Origin of the sequence: Telluria antibiotica (assembly GCF_011682055.1) — a bacterium.
GTDB lineage: Bacteria > Pseudomonadota > Gammaproteobacteria > Burkholderiales > Burkholderiaceae_D > Telluria > Telluria antibiotica.
Window position 1 is genome coordinate 1 of record NZ_JAAQOM010000025.1, and the last position, 21355, is coordinate 21355.

Annotated in this window: 23 protein-coding genes; 15 read left to right on the forward strand and 8 right to left on the reverse strand. The window is 65.3% G+C overall.

The annotated features are described in order from the left end of the window. Positions 1–384 precede the first annotated feature (384 nt). The 11 genes from HAV22_RS28605 to HAV22_RS28655 all read left to right on the forward strand — a co-directional run bounded on the left by HAV22_RS28605 (position 385) and on the right by HAV22_RS28655 (position 10379). Positions 385–1875 carry a B12-binding domain-containing radical SAM protein gene (locus tag HAV22_RS28605; protein ID WP_166864521.1) on the forward strand — a complete coding sequence of 497 codons (1491 nt, stop codon included), beginning with the start codon at positions 385–387 and terminating at the stop codon, positions 1873–1875. A gap of 99 nt (positions 1876–1974) precedes the next feature. Continuing rightward, a complete protein-coding gene (locus HAV22_RS28610; protein WP_166864524.1) occupies positions 1975–3096 on the forward strand; it encodes an MlaE family ABC transporter permease in 1122 nt (373 codons plus the stop codon). A gap of 2 nt (positions 3097–3098) precedes the next feature. Continuing rightward, on the forward strand, positions 3099–4001 hold the full coding sequence (locus tag HAV22_RS28615; protein WP_166864717.1) for an ABC transporter ATP-binding protein: 903 nt from the start codon (positions 3099–3101) through the stop codon (positions 3999–4001). 1 nt (position 4002) lies between these two features. Beyond that, positions 4003–4950 carry an MlaD family protein gene (locus HAV22_RS28620; RefSeq protein ID WP_166864525.1) on the forward strand — a complete coding sequence of 316 codons (948 nt, stop codon included), beginning with the start codon at positions 4003–4005 and terminating at the stop codon, positions 4948–4950. Between the two features lie 14 nt (positions 4951–4964). Then, positions 4965–5588 carry an ABC-type transport auxiliary lipoprotein family protein gene (locus HAV22_RS28625; RefSeq protein WP_229421489.1) on the forward strand — a complete coding sequence of 208 codons (624 nt, stop codon included), beginning with the start codon at positions 4965–4967 and terminating at the stop codon, positions 5586–5588. Then, complete coding sequence (locus HAV22_RS28630; RefSeq protein ID WP_166864530.1) at positions 5585–6712, forward strand: VanZ family protein; 1128 nt, start codon at positions 5585–5587, stop codon at positions 6710–6712. The genes HAV22_RS28625 and HAV22_RS28630 overlap by 4 nt, the downstream gene beginning before the upstream one ends. Positions 6713–6772: 60 nt before the next feature. Next, positions 6773–7099: a (2Fe-2S) ferredoxin domain-containing protein gene (locus tag HAV22_RS28635; RefSeq protein ID WP_166864532.1), complete on the forward strand. Its 327-nt coding sequence runs from the start codon at positions 6773–6775 to the stop codon at positions 7097–7099. A gap of 11 nt (positions 7100–7110) precedes the next feature. After that, positions 7111–7740 (forward strand): alpha/beta hydrolase, encoded by a 630-nt coding sequence (locus HAV22_RS28640; RefSeq protein ID WP_166864535.1) that lies wholly within the window; start codon positions 7111–7113, stop codon positions 7738–7740. Between the two features lie 100 nt (positions 7741–7840). Next, positions 7841–8989 carry a D-alanyl-D-alanine carboxypeptidase family protein gene (locus HAV22_RS28645; RefSeq protein WP_166864538.1) on the forward strand — a complete coding sequence of 383 codons (1149 nt, stop codon included), beginning with the start codon at positions 7841–7843 and terminating at the stop codon, positions 8987–8989. Between the two features lie 137 nt (positions 8990–9126). Next, positions 9127–10056 carry an aldo/keto reductase gene (locus tag HAV22_RS28650; RefSeq protein ID WP_166864542.1) on the forward strand — a complete coding sequence of 310 codons (930 nt, stop codon included), beginning with the start codon at positions 9127–9129 and terminating at the stop codon, positions 10054–10056. A gap of 14 nt (positions 10057–10070) precedes the next feature. Continuing rightward, positions 10071–10379, forward strand: a complete 309-nt coding sequence (locus HAV22_RS28655) for a metal-sensitive transcriptional regulator (RefSeq protein WP_166864544.1) — start codon at positions 10071–10073, stop codon at positions 10377–10379. A 66-nt stretch (positions 10380–10445) separates the two neighbouring features. Here the strand turns inward: HAV22_RS28655 and pssA are convergent, their stop codons facing one another. Beyond that, a complete protein-coding gene (pssA, locus tag HAV22_RS28660) occupies positions 10446–11228 on the reverse strand; it encodes a CDP-diacylglycerol--serine O-phosphatidyltransferase (RefSeq protein ID WP_166864546.1) in 783 nt (260 codons plus the stop codon). A gap of 157 nt (positions 11229–11385) precedes the next feature. Between pssA and HAV22_RS28665 the strand changes: the two genes are divergently transcribed. After that, positions 11386–12366, forward strand: coding sequence for a CAP domain-containing protein (locus HAV22_RS28665; protein ID WP_308789250.1), 981 nt, complete (start codon positions 11386–11388; stop codon positions 12364–12366). 16 nt (positions 12367–12382) lie between these two features. Beyond that, the gene (locus tag HAV22_RS28670) at positions 12383–12991 is read left to right on the forward strand and encodes an Hpt domain-containing protein (RefSeq protein WP_166864550.1); all 609 of its coding nucleotides are present in this window, start codon (positions 12383–12385) and stop codon (positions 12989–12991) included. A gap of 50 nt (positions 12992–13041) precedes the next feature. Here HAV22_RS28670 and HAV22_RS28675 read toward each other — a convergent pair whose 3' ends face one another. From HAV22_RS28675 to rpmH, 7 genes are all read right to left on the reverse strand, one after another. Continuing rightward, positions 13042–13254 (reverse strand): hypothetical protein, encoded by a 213-nt coding sequence (locus HAV22_RS28675; RefSeq protein WP_166864518.1) that lies wholly within the window; start codon positions 13252–13254, stop codon positions 13042–13044. A 331-nt stretch (positions 13255–13585) separates the two neighbouring features. Then, complete coding sequence (locus HAV22_RS28680) at positions 13586–14164, reverse strand: DUF1439 domain-containing protein (protein ID WP_166864552.1); 579 nt, start codon at positions 14162–14164, stop codon at positions 13586–13588. A 74-nt stretch (positions 14165–14238) separates the two neighbouring features. After that, positions 14239–15618 carry a tRNA uridine-5-carboxymethylaminomethyl(34) synthesis GTPase MnmE gene (mnmE, locus tag HAV22_RS28685; protein ID WP_166864555.1) on the reverse strand — a complete coding sequence of 460 codons (1380 nt, stop codon included), beginning with the start codon at positions 15616–15618 and terminating at the stop codon, positions 14239–14241. A 74-nt stretch (positions 15619–15692) separates the two neighbouring features. Then, positions 15693–17345, reverse strand: coding sequence for a membrane protein insertase YidC (gene yidC / locus HAV22_RS28690; protein WP_166864558.1), 1653 nt, complete (start codon positions 17343–17345; stop codon positions 15693–15695). A gap of 9 nt (positions 17346–17354) precedes the next feature. Continuing rightward, positions 17355–17615, reverse strand: coding sequence for a membrane protein insertion efficiency factor YidD (yidD, locus tag HAV22_RS28695; RefSeq protein ID WP_166864561.1), 261 nt, complete (start codon positions 17613–17615; stop codon positions 17355–17357). Continuing rightward, positions 17612–18055, reverse strand: a complete 444-nt coding sequence (gene rnpA / locus HAV22_RS28700; RefSeq protein ID WP_166864563.1) for a ribonuclease P protein component — start codon at positions 18053–18055, stop codon at positions 17612–17614. The genes yidD and rnpA overlap by 4 nt, the downstream gene beginning before the upstream one ends. 33 nt (positions 18056–18088) lie before the next feature. Beyond that, positions 18089–18223, reverse strand: coding sequence for a 50S ribosomal protein L34 (gene rpmH / locus HAV22_RS28705; RefSeq protein WP_010401996.1), 135 nt, complete (start codon positions 18221–18223; stop codon positions 18089–18091). Positions 18224–18706: 483 nt separating this feature from the next. Here rpmH and dnaA point away from each other — a divergent pair, with 483 nt between their 5' ends. Together dnaA and dnaN are read left to right on the forward strand one after the other, a co-directional pair. After that, positions 18707–20125 (forward strand): chromosomal replication initiator protein DnaA, encoded by a 1419-nt coding sequence (dnaA, locus tag HAV22_RS28710; RefSeq protein ID WP_166864566.1) that lies wholly within the window; start codon positions 18707–18709, stop codon positions 20123–20125. A gap of 96 nt (positions 20126–20221) precedes the next feature. After that, on the forward strand, positions 20222–21328 hold the full coding sequence (dnaN, locus tag HAV22_RS28715; RefSeq protein WP_166864569.1) for a DNA polymerase III subunit beta: 1107 nt from the start codon (positions 20222–20224) through the stop codon (positions 21326–21328). Positions 21329–21355 lie beyond the last annotated feature (27 nt).

A 21355-nucleotide genomic window follows, 5' to 3' on the forward strand; every position in this document is an offset into this window, starting at 1 on the left:
ACTCATTGCTGAGCAACGTATTTCTTTTGCGTGAACATTTGATAATTTAAGCATTCAGTATCGCCGAAACGATACTGGCACCTCATCAAACGCCCACACTTATCGACTGTTTATTGTTAAAGAACTCTTGTATTCGGTACTGCCTTGCTGCGCCTGCGAATCGTTGTGTTCGTCAGCAGCAGAGAAGCGAGATTATGCAGTGTTTCGCGGCAATCGTCAACTTCTTTTTGTTCCCTATCGAAGCGTTCAGAACCGTTTGACGGCCTGTCATTTTCGACGAGGGACCGAATGATACCAGCGCCGAAAACGAACCGCAAGGGCCGCACGCCTGACGAACGGCGTCAGCGTATACAATGAGCGCTTTGCCGTCCTCCCCGCACCGTCATGACCGTCCTGCTCGCCACCCTCAACGCCCGCTACGCCCACGCTTCGCTCGGGCTGCGCTACCTGCTGGCCAATATGGGCGACCTGCAGCCGCAGACGAGCCTGATGGAATTCGTGATCGGCGCGAAGACGACGGAAGTCGTCGAACGGCTGCTGGCCAAGCAGCCGCGCATCGTCGGCTTCGGCATCTATATATGGAACGTCGAGGAGACGACCAGGGTCGTCGCGATGCTCAAGCGCGTGGCGCCCGAGGTGACGGTCGTGTTGGGCGGGCCGGAAGTCTCGTACGAGACGACCGAGCAGGAGATCGTGCGCCTGGCGGACTACGTCGTCACCGGCTGGGGCGACGTCACCTTCCCCAAGCTGTGCGGCGAGATCCTGGGCGGACCGAAGCCGATCATGAAAGTGCACGCGGGCGTGCAGCCCCCGATGGCCGACATCGCCCTGCCCTACGCGCTCTATACGGACGAGGACATCGCGCACCGCACCATCTATGTGGAAGCCTCGCGCGGCTGCCCCTTCAAATGCGAGTTCTGCCTGTCGTCGCTGGACAAGACGGCTTGGCCATTCGGGATCGACGCCTTCCTCACCGATATGGACGCGCTGTATCAGCGGGGCGCGCGCCTGTTCAAGTTCGTCGACCGCACGTTCAACCTGAACGTCAAGACGAGCCAGCGCATCATGCAGTTCTTCCTCGATAAGATCGCGGCCAATCCGGACGATCCGGTCTACGCCCACTTCGAGCTCGTGCCCGACCACCTGCCGGAAGCGTTGAAGGCGACGATCGCGCAATTCCCGCCCGGCGCGCTGCAGTTCGAGATCGGCATCCAGAGCTTCAACCCCGAGGTGCAGGCCCTGGTAAGCCGGCGCCAGGACAATGCGAAGGCCGCCGACAACATCCGCTGGCTGACGACGCAATCGCACGCGCACCTGCACGTGGACCTGATCGCCGGCCTGCCGGGCGAAGACGTCGACTCCTTCGCGCGCGGCTTCGACCAGCTCGTGCTACTCGGCCCGCACGAAATCCAGTTCGGCATCCTCAAGCGCCTGCGCGGCACGCCCATCATCCGCCACACGGAACCCTACAAGATGGTGTACGACCCGTACCCGCCCTACACCGTGCTCGCCACCGACCGCATCGACTTCGCCACCATGCAGCGCCTCGTGCGCTTTGCCCGCTACTGGGACCTGGTCGCGAACTCGGGCCGCTTCGCCCACACGGTCAAGGTGCTGCTGGGCGACAGCCCGTTCGCCAACTTCATGGCGTTCTCGGACTGGATGTACACGCAGCTCGATGCCACCCACCGCATCGCGCTCGACCGCCTGGCCAAACTGGTGCAGGCGTGGCTGCAGCGGCAAGGGATGCCGGCCGATGCCGCCGCGGCCCTCGTCGCCAGCGATTACGCGGGCGCCGTGCACAAGCCGGCCGAGAAGACGCCGCAGGCCAAGGCCGCCGCACCCGAGCGCCAGGTGCGCCACCTGGCCGCGTAAAGACGGCAATGCGCACGGCAATGTGCGCCACCGTACGCTCTGCGGCACGCTAGCGTAACGTTGGTGGCGGCGGTCGCGAATCTCTTTTACACTGCCGCAATGCGGATTGAAAATGCGCCAACATTAACCATCGAGCCGACCGGCGCGGAGCAGTCCGTGGTGGCACGCGGCGTATGGCAGGTGCATGCGTTCTCCCGGCAAGGCTTCAAGGACATCGAAAAGACGATGAAGTCCCTCGCCGGCAAGCGGGTCACGTGGGACTTGTCCGGCATCGCCAGCCTCGATCACATCGGCGCCCAGTTGTTCTGGAGTTCCTGGGGCAAGCGCCGCCCCGAGCAGCTGAAGCTCGATCCGCGCCAGGAAGAGCTGTTCCAGCGCATCGAGAAATCCGGCCAGATCGCGCTGCCGCGCACCCGCCAGAGCCGCCTGCAATGGGTGATCACCTTGGGCGCCGGCGTGCTGAAGTTCTTCGAACACCTGAAAAGCGTGATCATCCTGATCGGCCAGGTCGTGCAGGACGTCGGCCGCTTCCTCCGCCATCCGCTGTCCGGGCCGTGGCGCGAAATCTCCGCGAACGTCTACCATTCCGGCTTCCAGGCGCTCGGCATCACGGCGCTGGTGGGCTTCCTGATCGGGGTCGTGCTGTCCTACCTGTCGGCGCAGCAGCTGCGCATGTTCGGCGGCGACATCTACCTCGTCAACATCCTCGGCATGAGCATCATCCGCGAACTGGGCCCGCTGCTGGCGGCGATCCTCGTCGCGGGCCGCTCCGGTTCGTCGATCACGGCGCAGCTGGGCGTGATGCGTGTGACGGAGGAACTCGATGCGATGCTCGTGATGGGCATCTCGCACGGCTACCGCCTGATCATGCCGAAGGTGATCGCGCTCGCGCTGGCGATGCCGCTGCTCGTCGTGTGGACGGATGCGATGGCCCTGATCGGCGGCATGGTCTCCGCGAAGATCGAATTGAACCTGACGATGCGCTACTTCGTGCAGAAGCTGCCGTCGGCCGTGCCGATCGTGAACTACACCATCGGCCTGGGCAAGGGCGTCGCATTCGGCATGCTGATCGCGCTCGTGTCGTGCCACTTCGGCCTGCGCATCAAGCCGAACACGGAAAGCCTCGGGCGCGGCACGACGACGTCGGTCGTCACGGCGATCACCGTCGTGATCCTGGCCGACGCCGTGTTCGCGATCGTCTTTTCCGGAGTGGGATTCTGATGATGGAAGACCACGACCCCAAACAGGACACGCCGCCCCCGCTGCCGCTGCCGGTCGCCAAGACCCAGCGCCCGCCGCAGCAATTGAACCGCAAGCCGGAAGAAGACGTCGGGCCGCCCGTCGTCCAGATCCGCAACCTGTGGACGCGCTTCGGCCGCACCGTCGTCCACCAGGACCTGAACCTCGACATCTATGCGGGCGAGATCCTGTCCATCGTCGGCGGCTCGGGCACGGGCAAGACCGTGCTGCTGCGCCAGATGCTCGGGCTGGAGCGGCCGTCCAGCGGCTGCGTGCGCGTGTTCGGCGAGGACGTCAGCAGCGCCAGCCCGGAACAGCTGCAGCGCATGCGCAACCACTGGGGCATGCTGTTCCAGCAGGGCGCGCTGTATTCCGCGCTCACGGTGTTCGACAACATCGCGCTGCCGCTGCGCGAGCTGCGCGCCCTGCCGGAGGACGTCATCCGCGACGCCGTCCTGCTGAAGATGGACATGGTGGGCCTCGGCCCAGGCGACGCGAACAAGATGCCGTCCGACCTGTCGGGCGGGATGATCAAGCGCGCGGCCCTCGCGCGCGCGCTCGCGCTCGAGCCGCAACTGCTGTTCCTCGACGAGCCGACGGCGGGCCTCGACCCGGACCTGTCGGATTCCTTCGTCGCGCTGATCCAGACGCTGCACAGCGAACTGCACCTGACCGTGGTCATGGTCACGCACGACCTGGACACGCTGTTCGCCCTGTCATCGCGCATCGCCGTGCTGGCGGAAAAGCACGTGATCGCGGTGGGGCCGTCGTGCGACGTGCTGCGCGTGCCCCACCCCTTTATCAAACACTTTTTCCTGGGGCCCCGCGGCCAGCGGGCGCTGGAAGTGCTGGAGGAGCGCATCGCAAGAAAGGAGTCGGAAGACTGACATGGAAAACAGATCGTATGCCCTCATGACGGGCTTCTTCACGGTCGCGCTGCTGGTGGCCGCCGTCCTGATCGGCCTGTGGCTGAACCGCGACCGCACGACGACGCACCCGTACGAGATCGCCACCACGCAGACCATCCCCGGCCTGAACCCGCAGGCCGCCGTGCGCTACCGCGGCCTGGAAGTGGGGCGCGTGGACGACATCGTGTTCGACCCGCGCGTGACGGGACAAATCCTCATCAAGCTCTCGATCGAGGAAGGCGCGCCCGTCACGACGACGACGTTCGCCTCGCTCGGCTACCAGGGCGTGACGGGCATCGCCTTCATCCAGCTGGACGACGACCGCACCGGCTCGCCGCTGCTCAAGAGCGACAAGGGCCACGTGGCCCGCATCCCGCTGCGTCCCGGCCTGCTCGACCAGCTCGAAAAGCGCGGCCTGGCGATCCTGGAAAAGACGGAGCGCATCACGGATAGCCTGAACAATGTCCTCAGCAAGGAAAACCAGGACAAGATCACGGGCGCCTTCGACAGCATCAACAAGGCCGCCGCCGCGTATGCCGAGATCCCGGGCCAGCTGCAGCCCACGCTGGCGCGCCTGCCCGCACTGACCGATAAACTGGACCGCACGATGGGCTCCGTGAACGACCTGTCCACCAGCGCCACCGCCGCCGTGCGCAACTACGACCGCCTCGCCACCACGCTGCAGGCGCCCGGCGGCCCGATCGAGCGCGCAGGCACGGCCATCGATTCGCTGGGCGGCGTGACGTCCGACCTCGAGCTGCAGACCTTGCCGCACGTCGTCGAGATGGCCGACGAGGCGAAGACGTCGCTGCGCGCCGTGCGCCGCACCGTGACGAACCTGGGCGACCGCCCGCAAAGCATCCTGTTCGGCGCCCCGGCCGCCGAACCCGGACCGGGCGAACCCGGTTTCGCCCCCCCGACCAAATGAGGAACCCAGCGACCATGCATCCGACCCGCTTCATCATCGCCGCCGCCTGCGCGCTGATCCTGTCCGGCTGCGCCTCGCAAAAGGGCCAGCCGACCACGCAATTCGACTTCGGCCCGGCCGCACCCGCGACGGCGCAGGCACCGGCGCCCGGCGCGCTCGGCCCCGTAGTCGTCACCGACGTCACCGGCTCGAGCGCCCTGGACAACGAGCGCATGTTCTACCGCCTGAGCTATGCCGACCCGCTGCAGGCCCGCACCTATGCCAACAGCCGCTGGACGGCGAACCCGCTGCAGCTCCTGACCCAGCGCTTCAAGACGCGGCTCGCGCAGGCGGGCGCGCGCGTGCTGTCGGAAACGGACGCCTCCACCGGCATCCCGCTGCTGCGCATCGACGTCGACGAATTCATGCAGGACTTCGGCGGCGTGAGCCAGAGTACCGGCGTCGTGGCCGTGCGCGCGTCCGTGTTCCGCGGCCATGCGCTCGTGGACCAGCGCAGCTTCCGCCGCTCGATCCCCGCGGCCAGCGCCGACGCGGCCGGCGGCGCGCGCGCCCTCGCCGCCGGCACCGATGCCGTCGCGGCCGACATCGTGGCCTGGCTGGCCGGCATGCCCGCCACCGTCGACACCGCGCGCCGATGACCGATACGGAAGACACGGCCGGCCCGCGCGCGTCGCCCGTCGCGCGCGCCGCGCTGCTGGCCTATCTGCTGCTGATCGTCTACGCCAGCTGGTATCCGTTTTCCGGCTGGCGCAGCAGCGGGCTGTCGCCGTTCGCCTTCCTCACCCAGCACATGCCGCGCTGGTGGACCGGCTTCGACGTCATGGTCAACATCGTCGGCTACATGCCGTTCGGCGTGCTGCTCGTTCTGGCGCTGCATCCGGCCGTGCGCGGCATGTGGGCCGTCGTCGTGGCGGCCATCGCGGGCCTGCTCGTGTCGGGCACGATGGAGACCGTGCAGAACTACCTGCCCACGCGCGTGCCGTCGAACCTCGACCTGCTGACCAACGCGGGCGGCTGCCTGGCCGGGGCGCTGCTCGGTGCCTGGTTCGCCCCCATGCTGCTGGACCGCGGCCGCCTGTACGAGCTGCGCCAGCGCTGGTTCGCGTCGCATGCAAGCCAGGGACTGGTCCTCGTCGCCCTGTGGCCGCTGGCGCAGGTCTATCCACAGAACTACCTGTTCGGCAACGGCCAGGTGTTGCCGCTGCTGTCGGAATGGCTGTCCGAATGGCTCGATACGGACATCGACCTCGTGACCATGCTGCGCGGCGACGCGCCGATGAGCGTCGAGCAGTACTGGCTGTCCGAAACGATCATCACCGCGTGCGGCATGACGGGCGCCGCGCTCACCCTGCTGTGCCTGACTCGCCGCGACGCGCCCCGGCTGCCGCTGATGCTGACCCTCGCGGCCGTCGGCCTCGTCGTCAAGACGCTCGCAACCTCGCTGTTCTTCGCGCCCGCGAATGCCCTCGTCTGGATCACGCCGGGTGCCGAGGGCGGCTTCCTGATCGGGTTGATCATGCTGGCCGGCCTCGCATTCGCGCCGCAGGTGGCGCAGCGCCGGCTGGCCGTCGCCACGCTCGTACTGTCGCTCATCGTCGTCAATACGATCCCCGCGAACCCGTATTTCGTCTCCACCCTGCAGGCCTGGCAGCAGGGTAAATTCCTGAATTTCAACGGCGCCGCCCAGTTCCTCGGCATGGCCTGGCCCTTCATCGCCCTGTGGTTCCTGCTGCTGCCGTCGCACCGGCTGAACCGGCCCTGATTAGGGCGTATCATTACGACCGACCGCGGCGGCATGGCCGCCCACTCATCCGGAATCGACATGAACGACGACAAACCCTTTTATCGACACCACGTATTCTTCTGCCTGAACGAACGCGAAGGCAAGGACTGCCGCCCCAGCTGCGGCAAGAGCGGCGCCGAGGCCGCGCAGCAGCACGCCAAGAAGCGCATCAAGGAACTGGGCTTGAATGGGCCGGGCCAGGTGCGCATCAACAAGGCCGGCTGCCTGGACCGCTGCGAGGAAGGCCCCGTCGTGGTCATCTACCCGCAGGGCACGTGGTACACCTACGTGGACAACGCCGACATCGACGACATCATCGACCATCACATCGTGAAGGGCGAAGTGGTCGAACGCCTGAAGATCTGAACGACGCAGCAATGAACAAGAATTCGCACAAGCTTTACCTGACCGGCCCCGCCGGCAAGATGGAATGCCTGCTGGACGAACCGGAAGGCGCCCCGCGCGGCATCGCGCTCGTCGCGCACCCGCACCCGCTGTACGGCGGCACGATGGACAACAAGGTCGCGCAGACGCTGGCACGCGCCTTCGTCGGCCTCGGCTACGTGACCGCGCGCTTCAACTTCCGCGGCGTGGGCGAGTCGGAAGGCGTGCACGACGAAGGCCGCGGCGAAGTGGACGACATGCAGGTCATGCTCGACCACATGATCGCGCAGTATCCGGGCCTGCCGTACGCGCTGTCCGGCTTCTCGTTCGGCACGTTCGTCCAGGCCCAGCTGCAGCAGCGCCTCATCGCCCAGGGCCGTCCGGCCGAGCGCCTGGCCCTCGTCGGCACGGCGGCCGGCAAGTGGCCGATGCCGGAGGTCCCGGCCGACACGATCCTGATCCACGGCGAACTTGACGATACGATACCGCTCGCGCACGTGTTCGACTGGGCGCGTCCGCTCGACATCCCCGTGACCGTGATCCCCGGCGCCGACCACTTTTTCCACCGCAAGCTCGTCCACATTAAAAATCTTGTCGCGCAATTGTGGCGGCGTGACATTTGAGCCGAACGCTGGCCTATAATGATGCGATCTTCTTTCAAGGCAATGCTTACGAGCATTGCCATCGCAGCATCGTTCACTGTTCACTTCTGAATTGTCTTCCATGAAAAAGCTAATCGCGGCCTTCGCCGCCAGTGCCCTCCTGATGTCGGCCGCCCATGCGCAGCAGGTGCCGGCCCCGCAAATCGCCGCCCGTTCGTGGCTCCTGCTGGATGCGACCAGCGGCCAGGTCATCGCCTCGCAGGACCCCGACGCCCGCATCGAGCCGGCGTCGCTCACCAAGGTCATGACGGCCTACGTCGTCTTCGAGGCGCTGCGCGACAAGAAGATCACGCTGGACCAGATGGTCAACGTGTCGGTGCATGCGTGGAAGGTCGACAACAGCAGCTCGAAGATGTTCATCGACCCGGCCACCCCTGTGAAAATCCAGGACCTGCTGTATGGCCTGATGATCCAGTCCGGCAATGACGCCGCGGTGGCTCTGGCCGAAGCCGTGGGCGGCGACGAAGCGACCTTCGTCACCTTGATGAACCGCGCCGCCCAGCGCATGGGCATGAAGAACACGCACTTCGCCAATCCGCACGGCCTGCCGTCGCCGGAGAATTACTCGACCGCGCGCGACCTGGCGATCCTCGCGTCGCACGAGATCCAGGACTTCCCGCAGTTCTACAAGATCGACTCGATCAAGGAATTCACGTACAACAAGATCAAGCAGCAGAACCGCAACCGCCTGCTGTGGCTCGACCCGACCGTCGACGGCTTGAAGACGGGCCACACGGAAGCCTCGGGCTATTCGATGATCGCGTCGGCGCACCGTCCGAACGGTCCTGCGGGCGAACGCCGCCTGATCTCCGTGCTGTCCGGCGCCACGTCGGACGGCAACCGCACGGCGGAAAGCCAGAAGCTCCTGAACTGGGGCTTCCAGAACTTCGACACCGTCAAGCTGTACGCGAAGGGCCAGGCGATCCTGACGCCGCAGATCTGGAAGGGCTCGCAGTCCACCGTGAAGATCGGCTTCCCGAACGACGTGTGGGTGACCGTGCCGAAAGGCGTGGCGCAGAAGATGAAACCGGTCCTGGAACGCAAGGACCCGCTGGTCGCGCCGCTGGCGCTGAACACCCAGGTGGGCACGCTGAAGATGACGGTCGACGGGAAGCCGCTGCTGGCGCTGCCGGTCGTGACCTTGGAAGAGGTGCGTGAAGCGTCGATCTTCGGGCGCGCGTGGGACTCGATGCGGCTCTGGATCAAGTAACAGCTGCGCTGTCGTAACATCGTAGGGTGGGCACCCCGTGCCCACGCGTGACGCTTGCGGTTTGCGAACGTCCGCGTGGGCACGGGGGTGCCCACCCTACGTCTATAATGACCCTACGATTATCCGGAAGACGAACGATGACCCTTGCCCTGCCCCGCGACCTGTCCTGCCCGCGCATCGCCACCCGCAAGGGCGGCGGTCTCGAACTGTCCCGCATCGTTGCCGGCATGTGGCGCATGGCCGATTGGGACATGACGGTGGAGCAGCGCGTCGCCTTCATCGAGCAGTGCATCGCGCTGGGCGTCACGTCGTTCGACCATGCCGACATCTACGGCAACTACGGCGTCGAAGGCCTGTTCGGCGAAGCCCTGCGCGCGCAACCTTCGCTGCGCGACCGCATCCAGCTGATCAGCAAATGCGGCATCAAGCTGCTGTCGAACAAGCGTCCGCAGCACACCATCCAGCACTACGACACGAGCGCGGCGCACATCGTCGCATCGGCCGAGGAATCGCTGCGCCAGCTCCACACGGACCACCTGGACCTGCTGCTGATCCACCGCCCGGACCCGCTGATGGACTTCGACGAGATCGCGCAGGCATTCACGCGCCTGAAGCAGGACGGCAAGGTGCTGCACTTCGGCGTGTCGAACTTCAGCCGCCACCAGTTCGAGGCGCTCGATCGCCGCATCGCGCTGTCGACGAACCAGGTGGAATTCTCGCCGCTGCACGTGGCGCCGATGTTCGACGAGACCTTCGACGGCCTGCAGGACGTCGGCGTCGCGCCGATGATCTGGTCGCCGCTCGCCGGCGGCCGCCTGTTCACGTCGAACGACGCGAATGCGGAGAACCTGCGCCTCGTGATCAAGGACATCGCCGACCGCCTGCACCAGCCGTTCGCCAGCGTCGTCTTCGCGTGGATCATGCAGCTGCCGTCGCGCCCCATTCCGCTGACGGGCAGCGGCCGCGCGGCGGCGATCGCCGTCGCCGTCGCGGGCACGACGTTCCATCTGTCGCGCGCGGACTGGTTCATGATCCTGCGCGCCGCGCGCGGGCACGAGGTCGCGTAGGCCTTTCCGCCGCCATGGCCGAACCCCTGAAGATCGTCGAAGGCCGCGCTCTCACGGCGCAGCAGAAGAAGGATTTGCTGAACCGCCTCGCGCGCGTGGAGGGCCAGTTGCGCGGCGTGCAGAAGCTGATCGCGCTGGCCGACGCGCCGTCCGACTGCGACGCCGTCGCCCAGCAGATGGCGGCCGCGCGCAAGGCGCTGGACCGCTCGTTCGTGCAGCTGCTCACGGCGAGCATCGTCACGCACACGGGCAATGCGGCCGACCCCGAGGAAGCGAAAGCGGCGGCGGCGCACCTGGCGGCGCTGCTCGACAAGTTCGCCTAATAAACCGTTACGAGTAGCGAACGTCCGCGTGGGCACGGGGTGCCCACCCTACCGCTAACCGGGCGGTCACTCGCCGTCGTCGTAGACCTTTGGCGGCGCGACCTTCGTCCACCCGCCCCGCCACGCGATGTTCAAGAGCAGCGTCGCGCCGATATAAAACACGAAGAACAGCGCGAAGAAGCGCGTGCGCAGCACCGCCAGCAACACCACGCAGACGGCCAGCGCCACGAACACCGCCTTCGATTTCGGCTGCTTGGAGCTGGGGAAGCGGATCGTCGACACCATCAGCGAGCCCACCGCCACCATCAGCAGCATGACGAGGAAGGCGCCGGCCATGTCGGCCACGGGGTCGGGCCAGGCGACGACCACGGAGGCCACGCACGCGGCGCCGGCGGTGATCGGCATGCCGACGAAGTAGCGCGGGTCCGTCTTGCCGACCATCACGTTGAAGCGCGCCAGGCGCAGCGCGCCGCACGCCACGAACACGAAGCACGCGAGGCCGCCCATGCGCACGAGAGTCGGGTGCGCGGCGCCCATCTGCGCGAAGCCGTAGCAGTACAGCAGCAGGCCCGGGGCGCAGCCGAAATTCATCACGTCGGCGATCGAATCGAGCTGCACGCCGAACGCGGACTGCGTGTTGGTGGCACGGGCGACGAAGCCGTCGAGGGCGTCGAACACGCCGGCCAGCACCAGCAGGATCGCGGCCAGGCGATAGTCGGACGGGTCGCCCACGGGGGCGTTGTCGACCGAGATCACGATGCTGCCGAAACCGCACGCGATCGACAACAGGGTCACGAAACTGGGCAGGGCAAACTTGGCGCGCGCGAGGCGGTGGCGGGTCGGGTTCACTGAAATTCGTCGAAGGCTGAAGAATGGCTTATTTTACATGGGCTTACGCCGGGGCCGGGAATGCCCGCAAACCCGTCACTCGTTGCCGTTTTCGCCTAGAATGGAGGCTCTATTTACCCGGCATGACGGACCTTGGGGGTTTCATATGATGAGCAGAATGCATCGCGCGCGGCAGATCGCCCTCGCCATCACCGCGGCGTGGGCGCTCGTCGCCTGCGGTGGCGGCGGCAGCGGCGGCAGCACTGCGGGTGTCGGCAGCAATACCGGCAACGGAACGTCCGGCGGGTCGCCATCGACCGGGTTCTCGGGGCAGGACGCCTCTGCGCCCGTCGCCACCAACAATATCGCGACCGATGGCCTGAACTGGATCAACTACCGGCGCAGCCAGATCGGGATGCCGGCGATGACGCACAGCGGCGTCATCGACATCGCGGCCCAAGGCCATTCCGATTACCAGCGCATCAACAACACCGTGACGCACGTCCAGACGGCCGGGAAGACGGGCTTCACGGGCGAGACACTGGCGGACCGCCTGCGCGCGGCCGGCTACACGTTCGGCTACCCCAATGCGATCGGCGAGGTAATCTCGGCGACCAACAACGGTTCCGGTTTCTACATGGCCGAGGAGCTGATCACGGCCATCTACCACCGCTTCGTGATCTTCGAGCCCGTGTTCCAGGAAATCGGCACGGGCGCGGCGACGACGTCGGCCGGCTATAACTACTTCACCGCCGATTTCGTGACCAACAACGGCTACGGCAACGGCATCGCGGCCGGCACGATCGTCACGTGGCCGATCAACGGCCAGACCAAGGTGCCGAACAACTTCTTCAGCGATTACGAGGAACCGGATCCGGTACCAAACATCAACGAAGTGGGCTACCCCGTCAGCGTGCACACGAACCTGACGCGCAAGCTGACCGTCCAGGCCTTCACGATCCGCCAGCACGGCGCGAGCGCCGACCTGTCGACGCGCCTGCTGGTGCAAGGCCAGGATCCCCAGATGGCCACCAACCAGTCGGCTGCCGCGATCGTCCCGCTGTCGCCGCTGGCCGCCGCCACCACCTACGACGTCACGTTCTCGGGCGCCATCGACGGGACGCCGATCACCCGCACCTGGTCGTTCACGACGAAGTAAGCGCCAACCCATCCGCATGCACAGTCCCGACCACCGGTCCCAGCTCGATGCAGCCGACGGCCCCGCGGTGAACCACGCGGGCGGCGTCGCGCGCCTGATGGGCGACGACGCCCTGTTCGGGCGCGTCCTCGCGCGCTTTCGCAACGAGTACCGGCAGGCGGCGGCGGGCATCCTCGCCGCGCACCAGGACGGCAATACCCAGCTGGCGCTGCGCCTCGTGCACACGCTGAAGGGCGCTGCCGCCATGATCGAAGCGGTACCCCTGCGGCGCCAGGCGGATGCCGTGGAGCGGGCGCTGCACGAGGGCACGGGCGACGTCCACGGCAGCCTCGCGCGCCTGCAGGCGGAACTGGAGCGGGTGCTGTGCGAGCTCGATACCCTCGCCAGCACCCTGCCCGCACGCGCGGTGGCGCGCCCGGCCCGATCCCATCCGGACGCACTGCGCACGTTGATGACGCTGCTCGACGAGGGTAACGGGGATGCGGTCGACATCGTGCGCGAGGCGGGAGACGCGCTTGCCGCAGAACTCGGGGAAGACGGTTACCGCCGGGTGGCGGACCTGGTCGAAGGTTACGACTTCGACGGTGCGCTGGAACTGCTGCGGGAACGGGTGGCGGGCGGCTGACGCCCCTGGCGACCGGAGCGCGGCCGCCGGCGGGACGGATCAGCGGGTGCTCAGCGGTTGTATTCCGCTTCTTCGTCGAACGAATCGGCGCACGATTTGCCGCAGAAGCGGCGGACACTGTCGAGCGGTTTCTCGCAATACCAGCACGCGCCCTTGGGCGGCAGGCTCAGACGGGCCGGAACCGCCGTCGCGCCCATCGAGGCGGCGACGATCGGCTCGGCAGGCACGCTCTGGTCCGGAACACTTTCCTGTATCGTTTCCAAGGTTACCCCCTTACCGGCAGCACGTCAGTAACGCAGAGATTACTTTAGTGGAACACCGTGTGCATGAGAAAGCGCAAGTACGCTAGTGCTCGCTTCTGCGGTACGTGCCGTTCTGGTCGTTCAAACCAGTTTGCGCCGTTTGTGCTACCTCTGCAACGCCTCCGGCGAACTAGTTTTCAAGAAACAACAGTCAAAAGGCCCCGACGCCATCGTCGCCGATGCCGCGCCCTTCAACTGCCGGAAATAATAGCAGTATCGGCAACGCATGCGATTCGCCGTTCAATCGTGCGTGGCCGCCGTGTCGGATTCGCGACGCGCAGCGTGGCGACCGTCAGCGCGCCGGTTCCAACGTGACGAACAGCGCGCCGGGCGCCGTCTCCAGGCGGGTCGGCAAGAATTGCACGCCGGCGTAGCGCAGGTCTTCGGGATGAAAACTGTAGACCGGCATGTCGCGCAGCAGCTGGTTCACGAGCACGTCGGCGGCACGGCCCAGTTCGCGTACGCGGTCGTTGTCCATGCCGTCGACGTCGAAGCGGTCGACGTGGGTCGCCGACAGGACGATGGCGTTGCGCGCATTGTCGAGCACGAGGTGGCCGGACAGCGCCAGCGTGCCGTCCCACGACTGGCGCAGGAATGGCGGAGACACGTGGACGTCCAGCGTGAGGCCCACGCGGTCGGTGTCGGACAGGATTGCGAGGCGGGGCCGGGTCAGCTGCACGTCGAACAGCTGGAGCATGCGGTTACGCAGCGGGAAACGGCGCTCCAGGCCGGCCTGCAGGCGCGCCTGCGACAGCTCGACGCGGCGCGGCCCGATCATGCCCGCGCACGACGCCAGCAAGCCGGTCGCCGCCAGCGCCAGCGCGGCCTTGCCCAGCCGCCGTCTCGAGATCCCGTCCTGCGTCGTCTTCATGCCTGCCCCGTTCGTCGATGGATGGGGCAAGGCTAGCATACGTGCGGCGGGCGGCGGCTGACGCTTACTTACCGTTACTTGCCGATACAAAACCGGCTGAAGATCACCCCGAGCAAATCGTCCGGCGTGAACTGCCCGGTGATGCTCGACAGCTGGTCCTGCGCGAGCCGCAGCTCCTCGGCGAACAGGTCGAGCGACTGGTCGTCCTGCGCCGCGTGCTCGGCGGCGTAGCGCAAGTGCTCGCGCGCCTGGCGCAGGGCGACGAGGTGGCGTTCGCGTGCGAGGTACAGCGATTCGCCCGTCTGCTGCCAGCCCGCGATGCGCAGCAGCTCCGCGCGCAGCAGGTCGATGCCGATCTTCTCGTGCGCCGACAGGTAGATGTGGACGGCGTCGGCGCACGGCGTCACGCCCGGCTGGTGGCCCGACAGGTCGATCTTGTTCCAGATGCGCACGACGGGCACGCCGGCCGGGAACGCGGCGACGATGTCCTCATCGGCCTTGGCGGGGCCCATGCTCGCGTCGAGCAGGTGCAGGATCACGTCCGCCTTGCCCACCTCGCCCCACGTGCGTTCGATGCCGATGCGCTCGACGACGTCGATGCCGTCGTCGATGGCGCGGATGCCGGCCGTGTCGACGATGTTCAGCGGGATGCCCTCCACCTGGATCGTCTCGCTGACCTTGTCGCGCGTCGTGCCCGCGATCGGCGTGACGATCGCGACGTCCGATCCGGCCAGCGCGTTCAGCAGCGACGATTTACCCACGTTCGGCTGGCCCACCAGCACGACATTCAGGCCCTCGCGCAGCAGCGCGCCCTGGGCGGCCTGGCGGAACACGGCTTCCAGCGCATCGACGATGCCCTTCAACTGGCCGCGCGCATTCGATTTCTCGAGGAAGTCGATCTCCTCTTCCGGGAAGTCCAACGTGGCTTCGACGAGCATGCGCAGGTTGATCGTCTTCTCGACCAGCTCGTGCACGACCTTCGAGAACGCGCCGGACAGCGATTGCGATGCGGACTTCGCGGCCGCTTCCGTCGACGCGTCGATCAGGTCGGCCACGGCCTCCGCCTGCGCGAGGTCGAGCTTGTCGTTGAGGAAGGCGCGGCGCGTGAATTCGCCCGGCTCCGCGAGACGCAGGCCCGCATCGCGGCCCGCTTCGAGCACGCGCGCGAGCAGCATGCGCAGCACGACGGGGCCGCCGTGGCCCTGCAGCTCCAGCACGTCCTCGCCCGTGTACGAATGCGGGGCCTTGAAGTACAGCGCGAGGCCTTCGTCGATGACGGTGCCCGCTTCATCCTTGAACGGCAGGTAGGTGGCGTGGCGCGGGGCCAGCTTCGTGCCGGGGAACAGCGCGGCCACGAGGGGTGACAGGTCCTTGCCGGACGCGCGCACGACGCCGATGCCGCCGCGGCCGGGGGCGGTGGCGATGGCGGCGATGGGGGAAGTATCGAGTTTCATGGTCGGATTGTAGTGCGAATAAAAAAGCCCGTGCGGACACGGGCTCTTCACATGGTGGCCGGAGGGCCGGCCAGCTACGCCTTGGGCGCGAACTTCTTGGTGATGACGTACTGCTGCGCCATCGAGATCAGGTTGTTCACGACCCAGTACAGCACGAGCCCGGACGGGAAGAACAGGAACATGACGGAGAACGCCAGCGGCATGAACATCATCATCTTGGCCTGCACCGGATCGGCCGGCTGCGGGTTCAGCTTCTGCGTGATGAACATCGAGATCGCGTACAGCACCGGCAGGATGAAGTACGGGTCCTTCACGGTCAGGTCGGGAATCCACAGCCAGGTCGCGCCGCGCATCTCGACGGCGGCCTGCAGCACCCAGTACAGGGCCAGGAACACCGGCATCTGCACGAGGATCGGCAGGCAGCCGCCCAGCGGGTTGATCTTCTCGGCCTTGTACAGTTCCATCGTGGCCTGCTGCATCTTGGCCGGGTCGTTCTTGAAGCGCTCGCGGATGGCTTGCATCTTCGGCGTCACCGTCTTCATCTTGGCCATGCTGCGGTAGCCGGCGGCCGACAGCGGGAAGAACAGCAGCTTGATCAGGATGGTGAAGGCCATGATGGTCCAGCCCCAGTTGCCGATCATCGAGTGCAGCCAGTTCATCGTGGCGAAGATCGGCTTGGCGATGATCGCGGCCCATGCGTAGTCGCGCACGAGGTCGAGGCCCGGCGTCACTTTTTCCAGCAGCGACTGCACCTGCGGGCCCGAATACAGGCGCGCGGCGTTCGAGACGGTCGCACCCGGTGCGATGGTGCCCAGCGATTGGATCGTGCGGATGGCGAACAGGTCGTTACCCACCGGCTTCACTTCGATCGTGCGTGCCATATTCGCGGTCGGGATGAACGCCGAGACGAAGAAGTGCTGCGAGATCGCGACCCAGCCATCCTTCGCGTTCTTCGCGTACTCGGCCGAGCCCTTGGCGACCTTGTCGAACGTGAGCTTCTGGTAGTGCTCTTCCGGCGTCCACAGCGTGGGGCCCGTGTAGCTGCTGTTGAAGTACGTGTCGCCTTCCGGCTTCATGCCGTCGTGCTCCAGCTGGAGGTACAGTGCCGGCGTGATCGGTGCCTGGGTCAGGTTCGTCACGTCGTGGCGCACGTCGATCACGTAGTCGTTGCGCTTGAACGTGTAGGTCTTGGTCAGGTGCACGCCACCCTGCTCCGCGTCCAGCACGACCTGCACCTGATTGTTGCCGTCCAGCGTACGCGGGCCCGGACGGACCGTGAACGGGGTGTTGTGGCTCGGCGGAGCGCCGGCCGACGTGGCGCCCGTGAGGCCGGTCTCGGCCTGGTAGACGCGCGGGCCATTGCTCTGGAACAGAACCTGGTTCTTGGTCGGGTCGACCTTGTCGCGGTACTTCAGCAGTTCCAGGCGGCGAATGATGCCGCCGGCCGTGTCGATGTCGACTTTATAGACGTCGGTCGTCACCGTGACGACCTGCGTCTTGACCGGTGCCGGTGCTGCCGGCGTGCCGGGCACGGTTGCGTCCGTGGCCGGGGCCGCGGCCGTCGGCACGTCATTCGGCTTGGCCGGGTTCGGCGCCTGCGCGACCTTGGCCGGCGGCTGCGCCGAGAACATCGACTGCTTGCCGTTGGCCACCATCCAGTCGTTCCACAGGACGACCAGCGAGACGGCGAACACGATCCACAGGATGGTACGTTTATTGATTTCCATTGGTCTTATTCAGGAATGCTTGCAACCGCAAGCGGTTGGTGAGGAATGCGGATCTACGCGAGGCGGCACGGGGTCGACGCCGCCCTCGTTCCACGGATGGCAGCGGCAGACGCGGCGCAGCGTCAGCCAGCTGCCGCGTGCGGCGCCATGCACCTGGACAGCCTCGATCGCATAACTGGAACAGCTCGGATAGAAACGGCAGTTCTGTCCGAGCATCGGAGACACCAGCAACTGGTAACCGCGCAACAGCCAGACGAGCAACCGGTTCATGATAATCCCGGTTCCGACGTCGAAGGCGCGACGTTTGCCGCCTGTGGAGCGGCATTGGCCTTGCGGCCGCGCGGCGCTTGCGACGCGAACAACCGCGCCAGCTCGGTGCGCAGCAGTGCCTTCAACGCGGACGTCGTGGCCGGACCGTCCTTGCCGTTGACCGGACGGGACAGGCGAACGATGCAGTCGAGCGCCGGCAGCGGCGTGGTGCGGAACAGTTCACGCGTGACGCGCTTGATGGTGTTGCGCGTCACCGCGCGCGGGGCAAAACGTTTGGCCGCGACGACGCCCAGCCGCGCATGAGGCAGGGCATTCGGTCGGGTATAGAGCACGAAATGCGCGGTTTTTTGTGCCGGGCGCAAACGAAAAACGGATGAAAACTCATCCGTTTTTACGATACGCCGAACGCGCGCGAAGTCGTGCGAACCTTCGCCTGTCATTGACGTAGGCGCGGTCGATGCAGCTTCCCGGGCTTAGACAGCCAGGCGCTTGCGGCCCTTGGCGCGGCGAGCGTTCAGGACATCGCGGCCGCCACGGGTAGCCATACGTGCGCGGAAGCCGTGCGTGCGCTTGCGACGAACGACGGAAGGTTGGTAAGTACGTTTCATGGTGGTCTCGCTTAAAGCAAAATAGATGCAAAATCGGGGCTGAGCTCACACTGAGTCAGCATTGCGCCAATGACATTTCGCAGTTGTTAAGCCAGCGTCACGCCACAGCAAAGCTTGTCGCCTGTTTGCTCATTTTAGTGGGGCATCTCGAAAACCGTCGCGAGCGGCAGCAGTTCTGGCAGAGAAGCGCAGCTGTACGAAAGTACAGCGAGCATCGCAGGCCGGAAATACAACGCGCAGTAGGTTTGCGAGGTGCCCAACAAAGCGTACGGGCGGGGAACCCTGAATTAGACAGCATTTCAAGTTCAACTGTCAAGGCAACCGTTGTGTCAAGACCGCGCCGGGGCGTGTCGCAAACGGTTGCGGCCGTATACAAAGGCGCCGCAGCCGGCGCGCTGATTCGGTGGAAAAATCGCGTATCGCCTGTGGATAACTTGCGAGAACACAGGTAAAATAGAGTGTTACGCTTAACTTAGTCGATGTATGGATAACTTTTGGCAGACCTGTTCCAACCAGTTGGAGCTCGAGCTGACACCGCAGCAATATACCGCGTGGATCAAACCACTTGTTGCCCTCGACTACGAGGACGGCAAGCTGCGCATTGCAGCGCCGAACCGCTTCAAGCTCGACTGGGTGAAGTCGCAATTCGCGAACCGCATCACGGCGCTGGCGTCCGAGCATTATCAGCGGCCGGTCGACGTGCAGTTCGTGCTCGACCCGAAGAACAGCCTGCCGAAGAAACCGGCATCGAGCTCCCCTGCCCCATCTCCGATGGCGTCCAGCGGCGGCGCGATCGGCATCAACGCCGCGGCCGACAAGACGGTGCCGGAGATGCCCGTCGTCACGCCGGACAACGTCATCGCGAACAATCCGCGCCGCGAACAGAGCCGCGTCAATCCGGACCTCACGTTCGAGAACTTCGTGACCGGTAAGGCGAACCAGCTGGCGCGCGCCGCCGCGATCCAGGTCGCGAACAACCCGGGCGTGTCGTACAACCCGCTGTTCTTCTACGGCGGCGTGGGCCTCGGTAAGACGCACTTGATCCATGCGATCGGCAACCAGGTGATGGCCGACCAGCCGGGCGCGCGCATCCGCTACATCCACGCGGAACAGTATGTGCGCGACGTCGTGACGGCGTACCAGCGCAAGGGCTTCGACGACTTCAAGCATTACTACCACTCGCTGGACATGCTGCTCATCGACGATATTCAATTCTTCGGTGGCAAGAGCCGCACGCAGGAAGAATTCTTCTATGCGTTCGAAGCGCTGATCGCGGCCAAGAAGCAGATCATCATCACGTCGGACACGTATCCGAAAGAGATCACGGGCATGGACGACCGCCTGATCTCGCGCTTCGACTCCGGCCTGACGGTTGCGATCGAACCGCCGGAACTGGAAATGCGCGTGGCGATTCTCATGAAGAAGGCGGAATCGGAAGGCGTCATGCTGAACGACGACGTCGCGTTCTTCGTCGCGAAGCACCTGCGCTCGAACGTGCGCGAACTGGAAGGCGCGCTGAGGAAAATCCTCGCGTACTCGCGCTTCCACGGCAAGGACATCACGATCGACGTCGTGAAGGAAGCGCTGAAGGATTTGCTGTCGGTGCAGAACCGCCAGATCTCCGTGGAAAACATCCAGAAGACCGTGGCCGACTTCTTCAACATCAAGGTCGCGGACATGTACTCGAAACGCCGCCCGGCCAACATCGCGCGCCCGCGCCAGATCGCGATGTACCTGGCGAAAGAGCTGACGCAGAAGAGTCTGCCGGAAATCGGCGAACTGTTCGGCGGCCGCGACCATACGACGGTGCTGCACGCGGTGCGCAAGATCGCGCAGGACCGGGCCAAGAACGCCGAATGCAACCACGAATTGCACGTGCTGGAACAGACCCTGAAAGGCTGATGCGTGAGCACCGGGGGAAAAGGCTGTGCCCCCGATGATTTCTGGCAAAATATTGCGCGAACAACATTTTTACCCCACCCATAACCGAGGATATCTATGCAACTGGTCAAATCCACCCGAGACACGCTTCTCCGGCCACTGCAGATCGTGAGTGGTATTGTCGAGCGTCGGCACACCATGCCGATTCTGGCCAATATCCTCATCCGCAAGAATGGCGAGAGCGTCTCGTTCCTGTCGACCGACACCGAGGTGCAGATCACGACCCTGGCCAACATCGGTTCGGGCCCTGAAGAAGCGGGCACGACCGTCGCCGCGCGCAAGCTGCTGGACATCCTGCGCGCGCTGCCGGAATCCGGCGACGTCACGATGACCCTGCTGAACAAGCGCCTGACCGTCCAGAGCGGCAAGTCGCGCTTCGCGCTGCAGACCCTGGCGGCCGAGGAATTCCCGACCGTCTCCGTCGCGGACACCTACAACGCGACCGTCACGCTGCCGCAGAAAACGCTGAAGCACCTGTTCAACATGGTGCACTTCGCGATGGCCCAGCAAGACATCCGCTACTACCTGAACGGCCTGCTGCTGGTGCTGGACGGTAACAACGTGATCGCCGTCGCCACCGACGGCCACCGCCTCGCGTTCGCGCAAGTGACGGCCGAGCAGACGTTCGAGCGTCAGGAAGTGATCATCCCGCGCAAGACCATCCTGGAACTGCAGCGCCTGCTGGAAGAAAGCGATGACGAAGTCCGCCTGGACATCGCCGCCTCGCAGGTGAAGCTGACGTTCGCCGACATCGAACTCGTGTCGAAACTGGTCGAGGGCAAGTTCCCGGATTACACCCGCGTGATCCCGAAGGGTTACAAGAATGACTTCACGATCAGCCGCGACGAACTGCTGCGTTCGCTGCAGCGCGCCGCGATCATGACGAGCGACAAGTTCAAGGGCGTGCGCTGCATGATCTCCCCCGGCTCGATGAAGATCAGCTCGACCAACGCCGACCAGGAAGAAGCGGTGGAAGAACTGGAAATCGACTACGGCGGCGACACGATCGACATCGGCTTCAACGTCACGTACCTGCTGGACGTGCTGAACAACCTGAAGTGCGACCAGGTGAATATTTCGCTGGGCGACTCGAATTCGTCGGCGCTGATGTCGATCCCGGAAAATGGCGACTTCAAGTACGTCGTCATGCCGATGCGTATTTAATTCGGGCAAAGCGCCCATATATTCGTT

Excerpts from the sequence above, each read along its gene's own strand:
- HAV22_RS28605 (WP_166864521.1), top strand. The coding sequence starts at position 385 with ATGACCGTCCTGCTCGCCACCCTCAACGCCCGCTACGCCCACGCTTCG.
- HAV22_RS28610 (WP_166864524.1), top strand. The coding sequence starts at position 1,975 with ATGCGGATTGAAAATGCGCCAACATTAACCATCGAGCCGACCGGCGCG.
- HAV22_RS28615 (WP_166864717.1), top strand. The coding sequence starts at position 3,099 with ATGGAAGACCACGACCCCAAACAGGACACGCCGCCCCCGCTGCCGCTG.
- HAV22_RS28620 (WP_166864525.1), top strand. The coding sequence starts at position 4,003 with ATGGAAAACAGATCGTATGCCCTCATGACGGGCTTCTTCACGGTCGCG.
- HAV22_RS28625 (WP_229421489.1), top strand. The coding sequence starts at position 4,965 with ATGCATCCGACCCGCTTCATCATCGCCGCCGCCTGCGCGCTGATCCTG.
- HAV22_RS28630 (WP_166864530.1), top strand. The coding sequence starts at position 5,585 with ATGACCGATACGGAAGACACGGCCGGCCCGCGCGCGTCGCCCGTCGCG.
- HAV22_RS28635 (WP_166864532.1), top strand. The coding sequence starts at position 6,773 with ATGAACGACGACAAACCCTTTTATCGACACCACGTATTCTTCTGCCTG.
- HAV22_RS28640 (WP_166864535.1), top strand. The coding sequence starts at position 7,111 with ATGAACAAGAATTCGCACAAGCTTTACCTGACCGGCCCCGCCGGCAAG.
- HAV22_RS28645 (WP_166864538.1), top strand. The coding sequence starts at position 7,841 with ATGAAAAAGCTAATCGCGGCCTTCGCCGCCAGTGCCCTCCTGATGTCG.
- HAV22_RS28650 (WP_166864542.1), top strand. The coding sequence starts at position 9,127 with ATGACCCTTGCCCTGCCCCGCGACCTGTCCTGCCCGCGCATCGCCACC.
- HAV22_RS28655 (WP_166864544.1), top strand. The coding sequence starts at position 10,071 with ATGGCCGAACCCCTGAAGATCGTCGAAGGCCGCGCTCTCACGGCGCAG.
- HAV22_RS28665 (WP_308789250.1), top strand. The coding sequence starts at position 11,386 with ATGCATCGCGCGCGGCAGATCGCCCTCGCCATCACCGCGGCGTGGGCG.
- HAV22_RS28670 (WP_166864550.1), top strand. The coding sequence starts at position 12,383 with ATGCACAGTCCCGACCACCGGTCCCAGCTCGATGCAGCCGACGGCCCC.
- HAV22_RS28680 (WP_166864552.1), bottom strand. The coding sequence starts at position 14,164 with ATGAAGACGACGCAGGACGGGATCTCGAGACGGCGGCTGGGCAAGGCC.
- mnmE (WP_166864555.1), bottom strand. The coding sequence starts at position 15,618 with ATGAAACTCGATACTTCCCCCATCGCCGCCATCGCCACCGCCCCCGGC.
- yidC (WP_166864558.1), bottom strand. The coding sequence starts at position 17,345 with ATGGAAATCAATAAACGTACCATCCTGTGGATCGTGTTCGCCGTCTCG.
- yidD (WP_166864561.1), bottom strand. The coding sequence starts at position 17,615 with ATGAACCGGTTGCTCGTCTGGCTGTTGCGCGGTTACCAGTTGCTGGTG.
- rnpA (WP_166864563.1), bottom strand. The coding sequence starts at position 18,055 with ATGACAGGCGAAGGTTCGCACGACTTCGCGCGCGTTCGGCGTATCGTA.
- rpmH (WP_010401996.1), bottom strand. The coding sequence starts at position 18,223 with ATGAAACGTACTTACCAACCTTCCGTCGTTCGTCGCAAGCGCACGCAC.
- dnaA (WP_166864566.1), top strand. The coding sequence starts at position 18,707 with ATGGATAACTTTTGGCAGACCTGTTCCAACCAGTTGGAGCTCGAGCTG.
- dnaN (WP_166864569.1), top strand. The coding sequence starts at position 20,222 with ATGCAACTGGTCAAATCCACCCGAGACACGCTTCTCCGGCCACTGCAG.